General features: G+C 64.6%; 14 protein-coding genes and 1 pseudogene. 7 read left to right on the top strand and 8 right to left on the bottom strand.

Annotated elements, in window-relative coordinates; all coding sequences use genetic code 11:
• Nucleotides 1-52: 52 nt before the first annotated feature.
• Both CHB77_RS16335 and CHB77_RS16340 read right to left on the bottom strand, forming a co-directional pair.
• Nucleotides 53-1,273: an ABC transporter substrate-binding protein gene (locus CHB77_RS16335; protein WP_089389247.1), complete on the bottom strand. Its 1,221-nt coding sequence runs from the start codon at nt 1,271-1,273 to the stop codon at nt 53-55.
• A 48-nt stretch (nt 1,274-1,321) separates the two neighbouring features.
• Nucleotides 1,322-2,368: an ABC transporter ATP-binding protein gene (locus CHB77_RS16340; protein ID WP_089389248.1), complete on the bottom strand. Its 1,047-nt coding sequence runs from the start codon at nt 2,366-2,368 to the stop codon at nt 1,322-1,324.
• A gap of 116 nt (nt 2,369-2,484) precedes the next feature.
• On the opposite strand from CHB77_RS16340, the gene CHB77_RS16345 reads away from it, so the two are divergent.
• Nucleotides 2,485-3,450, top strand: a complete 966-nt coding sequence (locus tag CHB77_RS16345; protein ID WP_089389249.1) for an ester cyclase — start codon at nt 2,485-2,487, stop codon at nt 3,448-3,450.
• A 255-nt stretch (nt 3,451-3,705) separates the two neighbouring features.
• On the opposite strand, the gene CHB77_RS16350 is transcribed toward CHB77_RS16345, so the two are convergent.
• Genes CHB77_RS16350 through CHB77_RS16370 form a run of 5 tightly spaced genes read right to left on the bottom strand, consistent with a single transcriptional unit; the run spans nt 3,706 to nt 8,368 of the window.
• On the bottom strand, nt 3,706-5,214 hold the full coding sequence (locus CHB77_RS16350; RefSeq protein WP_089389250.1) for a tripartite tricarboxylate transporter permease: 1,509 nt from the start codon (nt 5,212-5,214) through the stop codon (nt 3,706-3,708).
• A 28-nt stretch (nt 5,215-5,242) separates the two neighbouring features.
• Nucleotides 5,243-5,704, bottom strand: a complete 462-nt coding sequence (locus CHB77_RS16355) for a tripartite tricarboxylate transporter TctB family protein (RefSeq protein ID WP_089389251.1) — start codon at nt 5,702-5,704, stop codon at nt 5,243-5,245.
• Complete coding sequence (locus CHB77_RS16360) at nt 5,704-6,660, bottom strand: tripartite tricarboxylate transporter substrate binding protein (protein WP_089389267.1); 957 nt, start codon at nt 6,658-6,660, stop codon at nt 5,704-5,706. Before CHB77_RS16360 ends, CHB77_RS16355 begins: the two co-directional genes overlap by 1 nt.
• A 26-nt stretch (nt 6,661-6,686) precedes the next feature.
• Nucleotides 6,687-7,370, bottom strand: coding sequence for an RraA family protein (locus CHB77_RS16365; RefSeq protein WP_089389252.1), 684 nt, complete (start codon nt 7,368-7,370; stop codon nt 6,687-6,689).
• 11 nt (nt 7,371-7,381) lie between these two features.
• Entirely contained in the window at nt 7,382-8,368 is a 987-nt protein-coding gene (locus CHB77_RS16370; RefSeq protein ID WP_089389253.1) for a hydroxyacid dehydrogenase, read from the bottom strand.
• Nucleotides 8,369-8,478: 110 nt separating this feature from the next.
• Between CHB77_RS16370 and CHB77_RS18710 the strand changes: the two are divergent.
• Together CHB77_RS18710 and CHB77_RS16375 are read left to right on the top strand one after the other, a co-directional pair.
• Nucleotides 8,479-8,649 (top strand): annotated as a pseudogene (locus CHB77_RS18710) (LysR family transcriptional regulator); the annotation flags it as partial.
• A gap of 18 nt (nt 8,650-8,667) precedes the next feature.
• Complete coding sequence (locus CHB77_RS16375; protein ID WP_242626685.1) at nt 8,668-9,357, top strand: LysR substrate-binding domain-containing protein; 690 nt, start codon at nt 8,668-8,670, stop codon at nt 9,355-9,357.
• A 382-nt stretch (nt 9,358-9,739) separates the two neighbouring features.
• Here CHB77_RS16375 and CHB77_RS16380 read toward each other — a convergent pair whose 3' ends face one another.
• Entirely contained in the window at nt 9,740-10,507 is a 768-nt protein-coding gene (locus CHB77_RS16380; protein WP_165456305.1) for a DsbA family protein, read from the bottom strand.
• A gap of 362 nt (nt 10,508-10,869) precedes the next feature.
• Between CHB77_RS16380 and CHB77_RS16385 the strand changes: the two genes are divergently transcribed.
• From CHB77_RS16385 to CHB77_RS16405, 4 genes are all read left to right on the top strand, one after another.
• Complete coding sequence (locus CHB77_RS16385) at nt 10,870-11,301, top strand: hypothetical protein (protein ID WP_089389256.1); 432 nt, start codon at nt 10,870-10,872, stop codon at nt 11,299-11,301.
• Complete coding sequence (locus CHB77_RS16390) at nt 11,291-11,782, top strand: hypothetical protein (protein ID WP_131023389.1); 492 nt, start codon at nt 11,291-11,293, stop codon at nt 11,780-11,782. Before CHB77_RS16385 ends, CHB77_RS16390 begins: the two co-directional genes overlap by 11 nt.
• Nucleotides 11,779-12,528 carry a hypothetical protein gene (locus CHB77_RS16395; RefSeq protein WP_131023388.1) on the top strand — a complete coding sequence of 250 codons (750 nt, stop codon included), beginning with the start codon at nt 11,779-11,781 and terminating at the stop codon, nt 12,526-12,528. The genes CHB77_RS16390 and CHB77_RS16395 overlap by 4 nt, the downstream gene beginning before the upstream one ends.
• A gap of 802 nt (nt 12,529-13,330) precedes the next feature.
• Nucleotides 13,331-14,533, top strand: coding sequence for a multicopper oxidase family protein (locus tag CHB77_RS16405; protein ID WP_089389259.1), 1,203 nt, complete (start codon nt 13,331-13,333; stop codon nt 14,531-14,533).
• Nucleotides 14,534-14,644 lie beyond the last annotated feature (111 nt).

Genomic DNA, 14,644 nt, shown 5'->3' on the forward strand with positions numbered 1-14,644 from the left:
GCCCTTGTGCGGTGGCGGGTCGGGGGCGGCGGACCGCCCCCATGGCGGGGGGTCAGTTGACGATCCCGGCCTCGGCGGCGGCGGTCGCGTATTCGGCCTCGATGGCGGCCAAGGTGTCCTCGGCCGATTTGTCGCCGGTGAAGAAGGCCGCGGCCTGGCTGCCGATGGCGCCGTGCATCAGCCCCTGAGCGGTGGTCGAGGGATAGGAGACCGGCGGCGGATTGGTGCTGGCCGTGGCGATCGCGGCCTGCGCCATCGCGCCCGGTTGATAGCCTTGGATCAGCCATACGGCGTCGTCGTTGTTGGCCGCGACCATCTCGCTGTCCAGACCTTCCATCGCCACGCGGAAGGCCGCGTCCGCTTCCTCGTCCGAGATGTTCCTGGCGATCACGATGCCGTCCCACCACAGCGTCGTGGCAGGCGCGCCGCCATCAACGATGCTGGGCGTGGGCGCGCCCGCGACCTTGCCCACGACCTGGCTTTCGGCCGGATCGTCCATGGCGCTGCCCCGGCTGGCCCAGAAATTCGCCATGGCGATGCGGCCCTGCTGGAACTGCTGCTGGACCACGGTGGAATCGGCGCCCAGGAATTCGGGGTCCATGTAGGCCGACAGGGCCTTCATCATCTCCAGCGTCGTGACGCCGGTCTCGTTGTTGACGTTGGCGGTTCCGTCATCGTTGACCAGCGGCTGGCCCGATCCCATGAACATGTTCACAAAATCCTGCGCCAGGTTCCATCCCGCCTTGTAGGTGCCGCCCAGCGGATATTCGACCTTGCCGCTAGCCTTGATCTGTTCGGCGGCGGCCAGCAGTTCGTCATAGGTCGTGGGAACGGCGATGCCCAGTTCGTCCAGGATGTCCTTGCGGTACATCAGGTGCTGGGTGTTCACCATCATGGCGATGGCCATGGTCTGCCCGTCGATCTTGATAAGCTGGCCCGGTTGCAGGTTCTGCCCGTACTTGGCGACCAGATCGTCCAGCGGGCGGATGGTGCCCGCGTTGACCAGCGGCACGATGGTTTCGTTGGCGACCCCGCCAATCTGATACAGCGACGGGCGCGCGGCAAAGGCCTCGGGCTGCTTGGTCTTGAATTCCTGATCCAGTTCGGCGGAAAAATTGCCGCATTCGGCCATGGCGTCGGTGACGGCCTTCCAGGCCTCGAACCCGGCGGACAGCGATTTCACCGGCACCTCGTTCTGAAAGGCGCAGGCGGCCATCGCGGTCGAACCCATCAGCGCGAAGGCGCCGGCAAGGGCGATCTTGCGGAAAAACATCGTGAAACTCCCTGTTGTGGTGCGGGTCGTTGCCCGCGTTCCCATGGGTCAGGCTTCAAGCCGTTCCCCGGTTTTCGTGTTGAACAGATGGCAGGCCGCCTGGGGAACGGCGATTTCCACCCGTTCGTCGATGGCGATGCGGAAATCCTTGGGGGCCTTGACGGCGACCAGGGCGCCGCCTGCGCGCACCGTGACCATGGTGGCGTCACCCAGCAGTTCCATCGTATAAACCGGCGCCGCGATCTGGCCCGAAGGCGCGACCGCCGCATCCTCGGCCCTGAAACCCAGCGTCACCGGGCCGTCGGGCGCGGCCAGGCCGGGAATGCGCACCTTGTCGGCCGCGAACACGCCGCCGGTGACATGGCCCTCCATCAGGTTCATGGCCGGATTGCCGATGAAGCTGGCGACAAAGGTGTTGGCGGGACGGTCATAGATCTCGGTCGGCGTGCCGACCTGCTGGATCAGCCCGCGCTTCATCACCACCACGCGGTCGGCCAGGGTCATCGCCTCGATCTGGTCATGGGTCACATAGATCGTCGTGACCTTCAGTTCGTGCGACAGGTTCTTGATCTGCGCGCGGGTCGAAACCCGCAGTTTGGCGTCCAGGTTCGACAGCGGCTCGTCCATCAGAAAGACGGCGGGCTGGCGGACGATGGCGCGGGCCAGGGCCACGCGCTGCCGCTGGCCGCCCGACAGTTCGGAGGGGCGGCGGTCCAGGAATTCGGTCAGTTCCACCATCGTGGCGGCGCGGCGGACGCGGGCGTCGTGTTCGGCGGCCGGAACCTTGCGGATCTTCAGGGGAAAGCGGATGTTTTCGTAAACGGTCATGTTCGGGTACAGCGCATAGGACTGGAACACCATGGCGATGTCGCGGTCCTTGGGGTCCAGATCGTTGACCCGGCGCCCGCCGATGACGATGTCGCCCTCGGTCGCCTCCTCGAGTCCGGCGATCATCCGCATGGTGGTGGTCTTGCCGCAGCCCGACGGTCCCAGCAGCACCAGGAATTCCTGTTCGCGGATCGACAGGCTGAACCGGTCCACGCCGGTGAACCGGCCCCATCGCTTGCTGACATTGCGCAGTTCGATTCCGGCCATGAAAGCATCCCGTGACGTTGCGTGTAACAGTCTTGCATTCGATTGCAATTAACATTTGCAGCACCTTCCGATTCGTGCAAGCCTTTTTTGCATTCGAATGCAAAAAGGAATCGGCAATGACTGGCGAGCGCGAAAACGTGCAGCATTTCTTGGCCTCCATGCTGAAAGACGATCCCGCTTTGGGGCCGATCAGCATTGCCGATGACTGCCTATGGGAAGTGTCGGCCCCCCTGCCCCCGATGACCGGGCCGGCCGAAATCGAGGCCGGTTTCCTCGACCCCCTGCGCCGGGCGTTTTCCGGGCTGCACCGCCGGGACGAGATCTTTATCGGCGCCCGGAACCGCCGTCACGAAAACGGCTTCTGGTGCGCGGCCGTCGCCCATTACGTCGGCAATTTCACCGCGCCCCTGTGGGGGATCGCGCCGTCCGACCGGCTGGCCTTTCTGCGAGCGGGCGAATTCTACCATGTTCGGGATGGCCGCATCGTCCAGACGCGGATCATCCTGGACCTGCCCGACCTGATGCGCCAGGCGGGGCGGCATCCGTTTCCCTTTTCCTATGGTCTGGAAACGCTGTTTCCCGGCCCCGCCACCCATGACGGGGTGTGTCCGCGGACCGGCGACGGCGAAGGGTCGCTGGACATCGTGGAAGGAATGCTGGGCGACCTGCACCGGTTCGACCCGCAGTCCTTCGGATCGGCAGGGCAGACCGGAACCGACGGCTATTGGGCCGACGACATGCTGTGGTACGGCCCCGCCGGGATCGGGTCGAACTTTCGGTGGGAAGGGTTCGTCAAGGATCACCGGGCGCCCTTCCTGCACGCCTTTCCCGACCGCAAGGGCGGCAACCATTATTGCCGGATCGGCGACGGCAATTATGCCGCCGTATCGGGATGGCCGTCGATGACCATGACGTTTCAGGGTGATTACCTGGGTGTCAGGGCGGATGGGCGGGCGCTGACGCTGCGGGTCATGGATTTCTATCGCTGCCACGACGGCCGGATCGCGGAAAACTGGGTGTTTCTGGATTACGTCGATCTGTTCGCGCAGATGGGGGTCGATCTGCTGGCTGCGACGGGCTAACCCCCTGCCCGACCTGTGACCGCGCAAGGCGGGCGGTCCCGGCCCGGTAACGATCATGCGCGGGACGGCCGCGTTTCGTCCGGCTTTTCGCGCGGCTGTCCAGGGGCGATGTCCAAGATTGCCGGGGCGCCGTTCGACCTGCGGCCGCCCATGGGCAGCGGCCGCCCCTGCGCCTGCTCGGCCCGCACAAAGTCCAGCTTGCGTCCCGGCATCGCCTTGGCCGGGATATCGTCCGCCCCGGCCGTCTCGTGCTCGTCAGGCTTCCTCTTCCTGGAACGCCTCTTGCCGGGTGCGGCGGAACGACGGCAGGATCATCAGGCCAAGCAGGATGACCGTGGCCACCAGCATGGTCAGGCTGATCGGCCGCTCGATGAAGATCGACGGATCGCCCTGTTCGATCAGCAGCGTCCGGCGCAGGTTCGATTCCAGCAGCGGTCCCAGCACGAAACCCAGCAGCAGCGGCCCCGGCTCGCATCTGGCCTTGCGGAAGGCATAGCCCAGCAGGCCGAAGCCCGCGGCCAGGATCACGTCGAAGATCCGGTTGTTCATCGAATAGACGCCGATGCAGCAGAACAGCAGGATCGCCGGATACAGCAGCCGGTAAGGTACCGTCAGCAGCTTTACCCACAGCCCGATCATGGGCAGGTTGATGACCACCAGCAGCAGGTTGCCGATCCACATGCTGGCGACCAGGCCCCAGAAGATCTCGGGCTGGGTGGTCAGCACCGTGGGACCGGGGGTGATGCCGTGGATCATGAAGGCCGACAGCATCATGGCCATCATGTTGTTCGACGGAATCCCCAGCGTCAGCAGCGGGATAAAGGACGACTGCGCGGCCGCGTTGTTGGCGGCTTCGGGCGATGCCACGCCCTCCACCACGCCGGTGCCGAATTTCTCGGGGTGTTTCGAAACCTTCTTTTCCAGCGAATAGGCGCTGAACGAGGCCAGCGTGGCGCCTCCGCCCGGCAGCAGACCCAGCAGCGTGCCGATCGCCGTGCCGCGCAACACGGCCCCCCAGCTGTTGCGGAAATCATCGCGCGTGGGCCACAGGCGCGACAAGGGCGCCAATTTCACGCCCTCGGACCCGCTGCGTTCCAGGTTTGCGATGATTTCCGAAAAGCCGAAGATGCCGATGGCGATGACGATGAAGTCGATGCCGTCGAACAGTTCGATCGCGCCAAAGGTCAGCCGTTCCGCGCCCGTGGCCTGATCGGTGCCGACCATGCCCAGCAGCAGGCCGATCAGGATCATGCCGATGGCCTTCAGCACCGGCCCGCTGGCCAGGATCGTCGCGGCCAGCAGCCCGAACACCATCAGCGAGACGTATTCGGCAGGTCCGAAGGACAGTGCGAAACCGGACAGCATCGGCCCGGCCACGGCGATGGCAAAGGTCGCCACCGTGCCTGCGAAGAACGACCCCAGCGCCGCGACGGCAAGCGCGGCCCCGGCCCGTCCCTGCCGGGCCATCTGATACCCGTCCAGCGTCGTCACCACCGCCGACGCCTCGCCCGGCAGGTTGACCAGGATGGCTGTCGTCGAACCGCCGTATTGCGCGCCATAGTAGATGCCGGCCAGCATGATGATCCCGGCCAGCGGCGGCAGGAAGAAGGTGATGGGCAGCAGCACGGCGATGGTCGCGGTCGGGCCGATGCCGGGCAGCACGCCGATCAGCGTTCCCAGCAGCGCGCCCAGCAGGCAGAAGGCCAGGTTCGCGGGCGTGATCGCCTCGGAAAAGCCAAGCATCAGCAGGTCGATGAATGTCATGCGGTCCTCCCCAGGGCGATGACGGTTGTCAGAACGGCCACAGGGGGACTTGGACGCCCAACCCATAGACGAAGACCAGGGCGCCGAACAGCGTCAGCCCGGCGGCCAGCAGCAGGATGTGGCGCCAATTGCCGCCCGGATCGGCCAGCGATCCCGCGACGATCAGCCACAGCGACGCCAGAACGAAGCCCAGATGCGTGGCCGCATAGGCAAAGCCCACGATCGCCACGGTGATGACCAGAAGCGGCCGCAGGCGGATCGCGTCGATCGCCTGGACGGGGCGGCGCAGGGCCGGGATGCCCACGGCCAGACCCACCGCGATCAGCAGCACGCAGACGACACGGGGCAGAAAGCCCGGTCCCATCTGCGCCAGCGTGCCGGTATCCAGCCCCCGCGCCATGAACAGTCCAAGCCCGCCAAGCCCGATGAACAGGCCCGCCGACAGCAGGTCGGGCCGGTCGCCCGTGCCGGTCGCCGTGGGGCGGGCCATTACTGGCCCGCCTCGATCAGCTTGAAGATCTCGGTATAGCGCGCCAGACGGACGGGCATGTCCGCCTGCCAGTCCGTGCCGGACTTGAAGGACAGGGGCAGCGCCTGCTGCTTGGCCTTTTCCTGGAATTCGGGATCGGCAAGCGCGGCATCGACGGCGGCGGCAAGTTTCGCGCGCACATCCTCGGGGACGTCGCAACGCGCCGCAAGACCGCGTTCGGACGACATCATGACGTCAAAGCCCTGTTCCTGGGCGGTGGGCAGATCGGGCGCCAGGATCGACCGTTCGTCGGCGAATTGCGCAAGCGCCCGGAACGCGTTCCGATCGCTGGTCGCGTATTCGCCCACGTTCAGGCCGATCATCGCGACATGACCGCCCAGCAGCGCGGTCTTGGCCTCGTTGGCGCCGCCAAAGGGCACGGCGGTCAGGTCGATCCCCGCCGCCTGTTCGAGTTGCAGCATGGCCAGATGTTCGTCGGTGCCGACTCCGGTCGTGCCCACGGACACCGCGCCGGGGTTTTCCTTGGCGAAGGCCACCAGATCGGCCAGCGTCTGGTATCCGGACCCTGCCTGGACGATGAAGGTGCCGGGATCCTCGACGATGCGGGCGATCGGGCAGATGTCGGCGGGATCATAGCGCAACGTGCGGCCGATCTGCATGGTCAGAAAGCCCGGCGTGTTCAGCGACGACACGGTGTACCCGTCGGGCCGGGCCTGCGACAGCGCCGTATAGGCGATCTCGCCCGAGGCGCCGGGCCGGTTCAGCACCGGGAACTGGGCGTCCAGTTCCGCCTCCAGGAACGGCGCCAGGGTGCGCAGCATGATGTCGGTGCCGCCGCCGGGGGCGAAGGCCACGATCATCTCGATCGGGCGATCGGCGGGCCAGTCGGCCAGGGCGGCGCCTGCGGCGGTGGTCGTCAGGATTGCGGCCAGGGCCGCGGATTTCGTGATGGTCATGATTTCTCCTCCCAAGAAAATGGTGTTCAGATGCCGTCGGGCATCGCGCATCCCAGTCGTTTCAACGCCGTATCGACCCAGGACCGGTCGTTCGTTCCGGCCTCGATGGCGGCCATCTGCCTGGTCTCGGCGTCCTGTTTGGCCATGGTGCGGGCATAGACCTCCTCGGCCGCGTCGAACGGCACCGCCAGGACGCCGTCGCTGTCGCCCAGCATCAGATCGCCCGGATGGATCACCATGCCGTCCAGGGCGATGGGCACGTTGATCTCGCCCGGACCGTCCTTGTAGGGTCCGCGATGCGTGACGCCCGCGGCAAACACCGGCAAGTTCATGGCGATGAACTGGTCGGCATCGCGGATCGCGCCGTTCAGCACGAACCCCGCCACGCCGCGCTTGATCGCATAGGCCAGCATCAGTTCGCCCATCAGGGAATTGGTCAGATCGCCGCCCGCATCGACCACGATCACGTCGCCGGGCGCCGCCATGTCGATGGCCTTGTGCAGCATCAGGTTGTCGCCCGGCCGCGCCTTGACGGTCAGGGCCGGCCCGGCCAGCACGCCGTCGCGGTGCATCCGGGTCAGGCGTGGCCCGGCCGCGGTCATGCGGTTCATGCTGTCGCTGACATTGGCGACCGGCAGTTTGGCGAACCGGGCCACCAGATCGGCTGGAACGGCGCGGTCACGGGGCAGAATGCGGAAACCGATAGCCATGAAAACCCTCCTCAGGCCGGGATGGTAAGTTTCGCGCGGTTGACGATCCGCGCCTGCGGGACGGGCCGGCCCGCCAGAATGTCGACGATGCCCTGCGCCGCCTCGATGCCCACGCGCCTGTTCGCTGCGGCGGTGACGCCGCCGATATGGGGCGAAAGGACCAGCCGCGATTCAGACCAGAACGGATGATCGGCAGGGGGCGGCTCTTGCGCAAAGGTGTCCAGACCGGCCCCGAAGATCCGTGCGCGGGCCAGGGCCGCAGACAGCGCGGCCTCGTCGATCAGGCCGCCGCGGGCGGTGTTGATGATGATGGCGTCCGGCTTCATCAATTCCAGCCGTTCGGCGTTGACGAGATGCCGGGTGGCCGGCGTCAGCGGCGAATGCAGGCTTATGATGTCGCTGGCGGCGAACAGGGCATCCAGATCCTCGACGCTCTCGACCCCCTCGGCGGCGAATACGTCCGCCGGTGCAAAGGGGTCATGGGCGCGGACCTCCATGCCCAGGGCCTTGGCAAAGCGGGCGGTCTGGCGCGCGATCGCACCGAACGCGACAAGGCCCATCACCGATCCCGCAAGTTCGCGGCCCTGGAACCCGGACTTTTCCCAACGCCCCTCGCGGATACCGCGGTCAAGCGGGATCACCTTCTTGGACACTGCGAACAGCAGCGCGATCGCGTGTTCCGCCACGGATACGGCATTGGCGCCTGCCGCATTCAGAACCGGGATGCCGCGCCTGCTGGCGGCGTCCACATCGATGTTGTCAACACCCGCGCCGTGTTTCGAAATGACCGCAAGCCGGGGGGCGGCGTTCAACGCCGCTTCGCCGACATGCCCCATGCGCGCCAGAATGCCGACCGGGTCGGCGGCCGCCATGGCCACGATCAGCCCGTTGCCATCGGCATAGGCGGGCACATAGACCGGCCTGTAGCCTGCCTCGACAAGCAACCGGGCGGCGGCAGGGTCCAAGCTTGGCCCCGTTATCAGGATGTTGTCTGCCATGGTCCTCCACGATGCCGAATCTTGGCACCTTTCGGACAAACCATTTATCATTCATATTTTGGAAATCTATCGCATAATATTTATCGTCACCTTAAGAGATTCTTAAACTGATGGATATACGGCAACTTAGAACCTTTCTGGCCATCGTCGAGCAGGGCAATTTTTCAAAGGCGGCGGAACATCTGAACCTCACGCCGTCCGCGGTGAGCCAACAGATGCACGCCCTTGAGACCGAGATTGGTGTTCCCCTCTTTGACCGGTCAAGCCGTCCGCCGCGCCTCAACACGGCGGGAATGCAGATGCTTGATGCCGCGCGCACGCTGATCCAGACCGCCGAGGATGCCATCGGCACGATCACCGGGCGCAAGGTCGTGGGCACCCTGGCCATCGGTTCGGTCCGCACAAGCGCCCTGAGCTTGCTGCCCCGCGCCGTCGTCCTGCTGCGCAAGCGCAACTCCGGTCTTCGGATCAGGCTTCGGGTCGGACTGTCCGACGCGCTGTTGCAGGATGTCGCCGCCGGACGCCTGGACGCCGCGATGGTGGCCGAGAACCGGGATCTTCCGGCCGGACTTCGGTGGAACCCCTTCATCCGAGAGCCGCTGTTCGTCATCGCCCCCCCCGGTTCGCCCGCCGTGACGGGCAACGAGCTTCTGAGAACCCTGCCCTATATCCGCTTCCGCGCGGCGGTGCCGCTGGCGCAGGCCATCGACCACGAGCTTGCGCGGATGAACATTCCCCTGAACGAGATCGCGGAAATCGACACGATCTCGGCCATCACGTCCTGCGTGGCGAACGGGCTGGGGGTTTCCGTGGTGCCGGACATCGCCGTCAAGGAATGCTCGGCGTCGCTGGTGACGGCACCCTTCGGCGACCCGCCGGTCACGCGTCGCATCGGCCTTATCCAGCGCATCGGAAATCCGCGTGCCGCGATGATCGAACAGCTTCTGACCGATCTTCGAACCGTCAGCGGAGAGCACGCCTCGTCATGAGCCGACGACATGGATCGGGCATCGGGCGCCTCAGGCAGGCCTGACAGGTTCATTGGCCATCCGCCAGGCTGGTGGCATGGCCCCCGATCCAAAAAGACACGGGGCGCTTCGCATAGAGCCTCGTCGCGTGCAGTGCGCCGGAGTCGTTCGTCTTCTCCACCTTGGAGATGAGCCCCTAGAGGTCAGATCGGACGGTTACTCTACGCCGCCACGGCGGTCATCGCTCCGACTCCCGATCATCATCAACAATGTCGCACCGGGGCCGAAAGAACCTTAAGCTGGCCACCGCCAAGGGAGCCGCCGCGCTCTGACAGTGCAGGCGAACCGGGCGTGGCAGCTCTGTACGGCTTGAGCCGGTCTTGGGTCAGCCGGCCTCGTGCCTTCAGCACTCGATCGGCGGCAAGGACGTCTCGTCGGCGATGATCTGTCGCAGCAGGGATTGCGAAATGGCTCCGTTGAGGACCGTGCGCCCGATCACCAGCCCCGGCGTGCCGATAAAACCGAAAACGGAGGCAAGGGCGCGGGTACGACCTAACTCAGCCGCGACTTCAGCAGATGCCATGTCGCTGGCGAGCCGGTCAGTGTCGAGGCCAAGGTCGGCAGCCACCCTGAGAACCGAACCCTCGTCCGCGACCAGCGGCATCTGCATGAATCGCTTGCGCAACGGCTGCTGCAGGCCCTGTCTTGCAGCCGCCACCGAGGCTCGGGCGAAAAGCTCGGATGACGCGCCGAAGATCGGCCACTCGTGCTGTATTACGCGCAAGGTGCCGGGGTCTGCCTCAACGACATCGGCGAGGTCACGCTCGAGCTTGCGGCAATACGGGCACCGGTACTCGCTGAAATAGGCAACGGGTATCGCGCCGTCACGGGCGTCCGGTCCGAACAATGCACCGCACAGGTCGCTGCGCACCAATTCGATTTGGCCGCGACGTTCACTTTCGCTGTCGTCGGGTGGGTCGAGGCCGACAAACGCTGCTGAACCGGTGGAGATACGCCCGCCTTCCTCAAGCCGTCGAAACGGCGACAGTCCCTCGATCGCGACATAGCGGGGGCCGCGGCCCGGCAGCAGGTCCCAAGGCGCCGCCCTTAGCCCGTATATCAGACCGACGATGGCTCCACCGATCAGAAGATTGCGCCGGCCCTTTGTCATCACAACCTCTCCGGCATTTCCATCGATGCCACTCAGATGGCTCGATGACATGATTGTCAAGCATGCGGTCGCAGCCGTTCGAGATGGGATACCGATCAAAAGATCCGGTTCGCCAGAACCCCATGACCCATTGATTCACTCTGCAAAAAGGCGCTCAGCCTCTCTGTTCTGTGATTTCTATCCCATAGCTTTTCTGATATGCGAAAGCTAAATCGTCAACCGTTCAGGGCCGCATGACGCTCTCTGAGCGAACGGGGCGAGGCCGGCCTCCATGTGATTTCGGTCCCGGTCTCATAGGCTCCCCAAGCACTCGCAACGCAGCCGATAACGGCACTGGATCACTCTTGAGATGGGCATGAGGAATGCGAACAGCCAGATGGATTGCCGCTGTGCTGGGCGCCGGGGTCTCGATTTTCGTTGCCATGTTCATCGGTGCGGGCCTTGGCCTGATCGGATCCGCTCAGGGGCCGACGGACGGCACAACGCCGGCCACGATCTTTTCGGACTCTTTTGCCGGAGGGCGTATCGATGGACGGCTCTATGCCTTGGGCAACCGAGACATCAGACTGGAGATCCAGTTTACACCAGACGCGGATTTGACAGTTCTAGCAGAAGTGCGGCCGGACGTCAGTTTTACCATGGCGGACATGCAAATGGACAGGCTCGATCCGCCGCTCGAGCTTGTGGGAACTGGGAATTGGCGCACGAGCCTCAAGCTGCCCATGGCCGGTCGCTGGATCGCCAGTGTAGGCTTCGGAGAGGAGTTTGCGAAGGTGGAGTTCAATGCAGATTGAAACACGAAAGGCGTCATATTCGATGCCCGATTTACTCGCACGAGGCCTGAGGGGAACACTCGTCGCGCTGGCGGTGTTCGCGGTGGTCGGGACCGTGAGCGCGGTTTGGACGAACCCGTTATTCGTGCGGATGACGCCCGTCGGGGCCTGGGAGGCGCTGGCTGCGGGCGTCATGGCAGTCTTGGCCGGGGCCACTGCGGCGCTCTGGGTTCCGCAATGCCGTGCTCGTGGGGCCCGGAGCGGCGGAGTGGTGGGGTTTCTCGGTATCGCCTGCCCAACCTGTAACAAGCTCTTGATGTTCCTGTTCGGCGGTCCGGTTCTTTTAGCTTGGTTCGACCCGGTGCGACCCTATCTTGCGCTCGCTGGGATCGTCGTGATGGCATTCGCTGCATTCCGCACCGGGCAGGCCTTTCGTGCCTCCCGAGGGAGGTCGCCAATGGCCGGCTCGTTCGAGACAGGAACCAGTCGAGGGCTGACATGACCGCCATTGAACGGACCGAAGCGCAACTGCTTCTGCGCCGTATCGTTCGCGACGCCAGACTGCGGCATCTTCTCGCTGCGGCGATCGGCGCCGGATTTCTAGCGCTCTTTGCTGCGGTTCATGCGTCTTGGAGCCCGATGCATCGCTGGAACCGGGCTTTCGGGGATGTCTCTCTGATGCTGGTTGCCTTGTCGGTCGGCATAGGCCCGCTGTCACGGTTCGTTCGGCCGGTCGTGCGCGTACTCCCCTTACGGCGCGAACTTGGCATCCATGGCTGCCTCTATGCGATCGTCCATACGGCAATCATCCTGGTAGGCTGGGTCGAATGGGATCTGATGCGGCTTTTCGGATTCGAATGGCATCCCCAGATACGGGAATATGTTATGTTCCAGCACGGGTTTGCGCTTGCGAACGCCGTCGGTCTGGCGGCGCTCGGGCTGGTCATCCTGCTTGCCGCCACGTCGAGCGATCTCGCAGTTGGTCTCCTGGGCGCCTCCGGCTGGAAATTTATCCAGATGGGCGTCTTGCCCCTGTGGTGGCTGACCGTCGCGCATGTCGGATACTTCCTTTTCATCCATTTTATGAGTTTCCACCGTGCCACGCCGGAGCCGAACCCGCTGCAGATGTGGTTCGTCGCGCTTGTTCTGCTGGTTCTTTCTCTCAGGAGCGCAGCTTATGTTCAGACGGTCCGTCTCAGATCCCAAGCTCACATGGCCAACGCAGGATCGAAAAATGCGCCGGTCTGAGCGAGATATTGCGCGCGCTGCGCGCCTGACACCATGTCGCGCCGTCGTGCTGGGGGGTGCGAGGACTGCTGCTTTCGGCATCCTCGCCGATTGGGTGAGGCATCTCGGTGTGCGGGAGGCCGCACAACGCGTGCTTCTGGCCAAAGAAAACCGGATCAGCCGCCGTGATGTGCACGCAAGCCCAGTTGCCGTGGAACCGCCACGATGCTGACGGATAACGAGATCGTGGCTGTCTTGGCCTATATCGACTCCACTTGGACCGACCGCATTCGCGGGGTGCAGGCCGAGCGGTCGCGCATGGAGACGGCAGAATGATCCCGCAATGGCGCCGCGTACTCGGGGGCAGAGCAAGAGCGCTGGAGCTGGCCCTGCGGGCCGTGCTGGTCGGGGCGTTCGTTGTCGGCCTCTGGCCCTTGATGGCCGCGCCGCCGGTCCAGGCCGATCCAGAAGCGGCCTGCATGTCCGCTTTCTCGATGGCGGGGCATGCAGGCTACCTTTGCATGAGACACGAGGACACCGGGGTCGCGTTACTGGATGACGAGTCCCGGATGACCCATCCCGGCAGCGGCAATCTAGGCGCGATTGTCTGCAAGATGTATTGCATTGGAGGCGCGCCCGAGCCATTGCTGTCGCCACCCGACGGCCGGGTGCTGCGGCTTCTGCCGCGATGGCGCCTTGTGAAGGAAACGGAACCACCTTCCCACGGGGGTGTGCCGCCGCGACGACCTCCGAGGACCACGGTCTGAGCCACACCCCGCCTGGAGCGGGACCGAACTTCAGACCTCACCTTTCGGAGCATGACATGACCAGCTTTACACGCCGCGGGTTTCTTGCCGCTTCCACCGCCGCTTCGACGGCCCTTCTCTTGCCTACCCGGTCCAGGGCGGCATCCGATGTGCTCTCTCTGACAGCCACCACCCGCACTATCGAGGTGCAGGGACGCGCGGCGACCGTCATGGGCCTCGTCAACGGCCAAGGTGGTCTCGGCCTGACACTTGATCCCGGCCAGCGTTTTCGTGTCGACCTGACCAACGCGCTGGATGTCGAGACGATCATCCACTGGCATGGTCAGATCCCGCCCAACGCTCAGGATGGTGCGCCGAATACCAACCCGATGCTCATGCCCGGCGAAGCTCGCCCCTACGATTACGCCACGCGGCCCGGCACCTTCTGGATGCACGCGCACGTGCCTGCGCACGAGGTCGGTCTACTCGCCGCCCCGCTGATTGTGCACTCGGCGGAGGATCTTGCCGCTGACCGACAGGAAGTGGTGATGTTCCTGCATGACTTCTCGTTCAAGGCGCCCGAAGAGGTGCTTGCCGAAATCATGAGCGGCATCCCGCATGAGCAAGCCGCAGCCAGCCAGAATAACATGCAAGGCATGGGCGACATGCAAGGCACGGATGGAATGGGGGCCTCGGAAATGGACATCAACGATTTTGATTTCGACGCCTATCTCGCAAATGACCGGACGTTGGACAACCCGGAGGTGGTGCAGGTCGAGCGTGGTGGTCGGGTGCTGTTGCGCGCCGTGAATGCCGCCGCGATGACCTCCTTCTGGATCGACCTTGGGCAGATCTCGGGGCGACTGGTCGCGGTCGACGGCGAGCCCTGCCAACCCTACACATCCACCCGCTTCGGCTTTGCGCCCGGGCAGCGACTGGATATCGAGATCGATATGCCTGCGGATGGCACGGCCCTGCCGGTGTTTGCGCTGCGCGAGGGCGCACGGGAACGCACCGGCATCGTCCTCGCGCCCCCAGGCGCGGCGGTGTCCCGCATCGCCGGTCTGGCGGAGTCCGAACATCCGGCCTTTTCACGCGACATGACCCAGGAGACTGCCTTGAGGGCAATGACCCCGCTTGCCGCGCGTCCAGCGGACCGAAGACATATGGTGATGTTGGATGGCGCGATGGTGCCCTATATCTGGACGATCAATGGCCAGACTGTTAATTTCCACCCAGAAGTGACCCAGGTTTTCCATCGAGAACTGACCCACCTTTGATTATGGTTTTTGGGTCATTCAGAGGTCAAGGCGTGATTGTTCTCCTTCTTTTGGCGCGCTGCGGCGGCTGAACTGGCTTTGAAGCGGAAGCTGTCGTTTCCGGTCTCCAGG

The sequence above is a fragment of the Paracoccus sediminis genome (assembly GCF_900188295.1).
GTDB classification, from domain to species: Bacteria; Pseudomonadota; Alphaproteobacteria; order Rhodobacterales; family Rhodobacteraceae; genus Paracoccus; species Paracoccus sediminis.

What these genes read in the sequence shown, in the direction of transcription:
- CHB77_RS16345 (WP_089389249.1), top strand. Translation starts at nt 2,485, where the DNA reads ATGACTGGCGAGCGCGAAAACGTGCAGCATTTCTTGGCCTCCATGCTG.
- CHB77_RS16390 (WP_131023389.1), top strand. Translation starts at nt 11,291, where the DNA reads ATGCAGATTGAAACACGAAAGGCGTCATATTCGATGCCCGATTTACTC.
- CHB77_RS16375 (WP_242626685.1), top strand. Translation starts at nt 8,668, where the DNA reads ATGCTTGATGCCGCGCGCACGCTGATCCAGACCGCCGAGGATGCCATC.
- CHB77_RS16335 (WP_089389247.1), bottom strand. Translation starts at nt 1,273, where the DNA reads ATGTTTTTCCGCAAGATCGCCCTTGCCGGCGCCTTCGCGCTGATGGGT.
- CHB77_RS16380 (WP_165456305.1), bottom strand. Translation starts at nt 10,507, where the DNA reads ATGACAAAGGGCCGGCGCAATCTTCTGATCGGTGGAGCCATCGTCGGT.
- CHB77_RS16355 (WP_089389251.1), bottom strand. Translation starts at nt 5,704, where the DNA reads ATGGCCCGCCCCACGGCGACCGGCACGGGCGACCGGCCCGACCTGCTG.
- CHB77_RS16405 (WP_089389259.1), top strand. Translation starts at nt 13,331, where the DNA reads ATGACCAGCTTTACACGCCGCGGGTTTCTTGCCGCTTCCACCGCCGCT.
- CHB77_RS16385 (WP_089389256.1), top strand. Translation starts at nt 10,870, where the DNA reads ATGCGAACAGCCAGATGGATTGCCGCTGTGCTGGGCGCCGGGGTCTCG.
- CHB77_RS16360 (WP_089389267.1), bottom strand. Translation starts at nt 6,660, where the DNA reads ATGACCATCACGAAATCCGCGGCCCTGGCCGCAATCCTGACGACCACC.
- CHB77_RS16340 (WP_089389248.1), bottom strand. Translation starts at nt 2,368, where the DNA reads ATGGCCGGAATCGAACTGCGCAATGTCAGCAAGCGATGGGGCCGGTTC.
- CHB77_RS16350 (WP_089389250.1), bottom strand. Translation starts at nt 5,214, where the DNA reads ATGACATTCATCGACCTGCTGATGCTTGGCTTTTCCGAGGCGATCACG.
- CHB77_RS16370 (WP_089389253.1), bottom strand. Translation starts at nt 8,368, where the DNA reads ATGGCAGACAACATCCTGATAACGGGGCCAAGCTTGGACCCTGCCGCC.
- CHB77_RS16395 (WP_131023388.1), top strand. Translation starts at nt 11,779, where the DNA reads ATGACCGCCATTGAACGGACCGAAGCGCAACTGCTTCTGCGCCGTATC.
- CHB77_RS16365 (WP_089389252.1), bottom strand. Translation starts at nt 7,370, where the DNA reads ATGGCTATCGGTTTCCGCATTCTGCCCCGTGACCGCGCCGTTCCAGCC.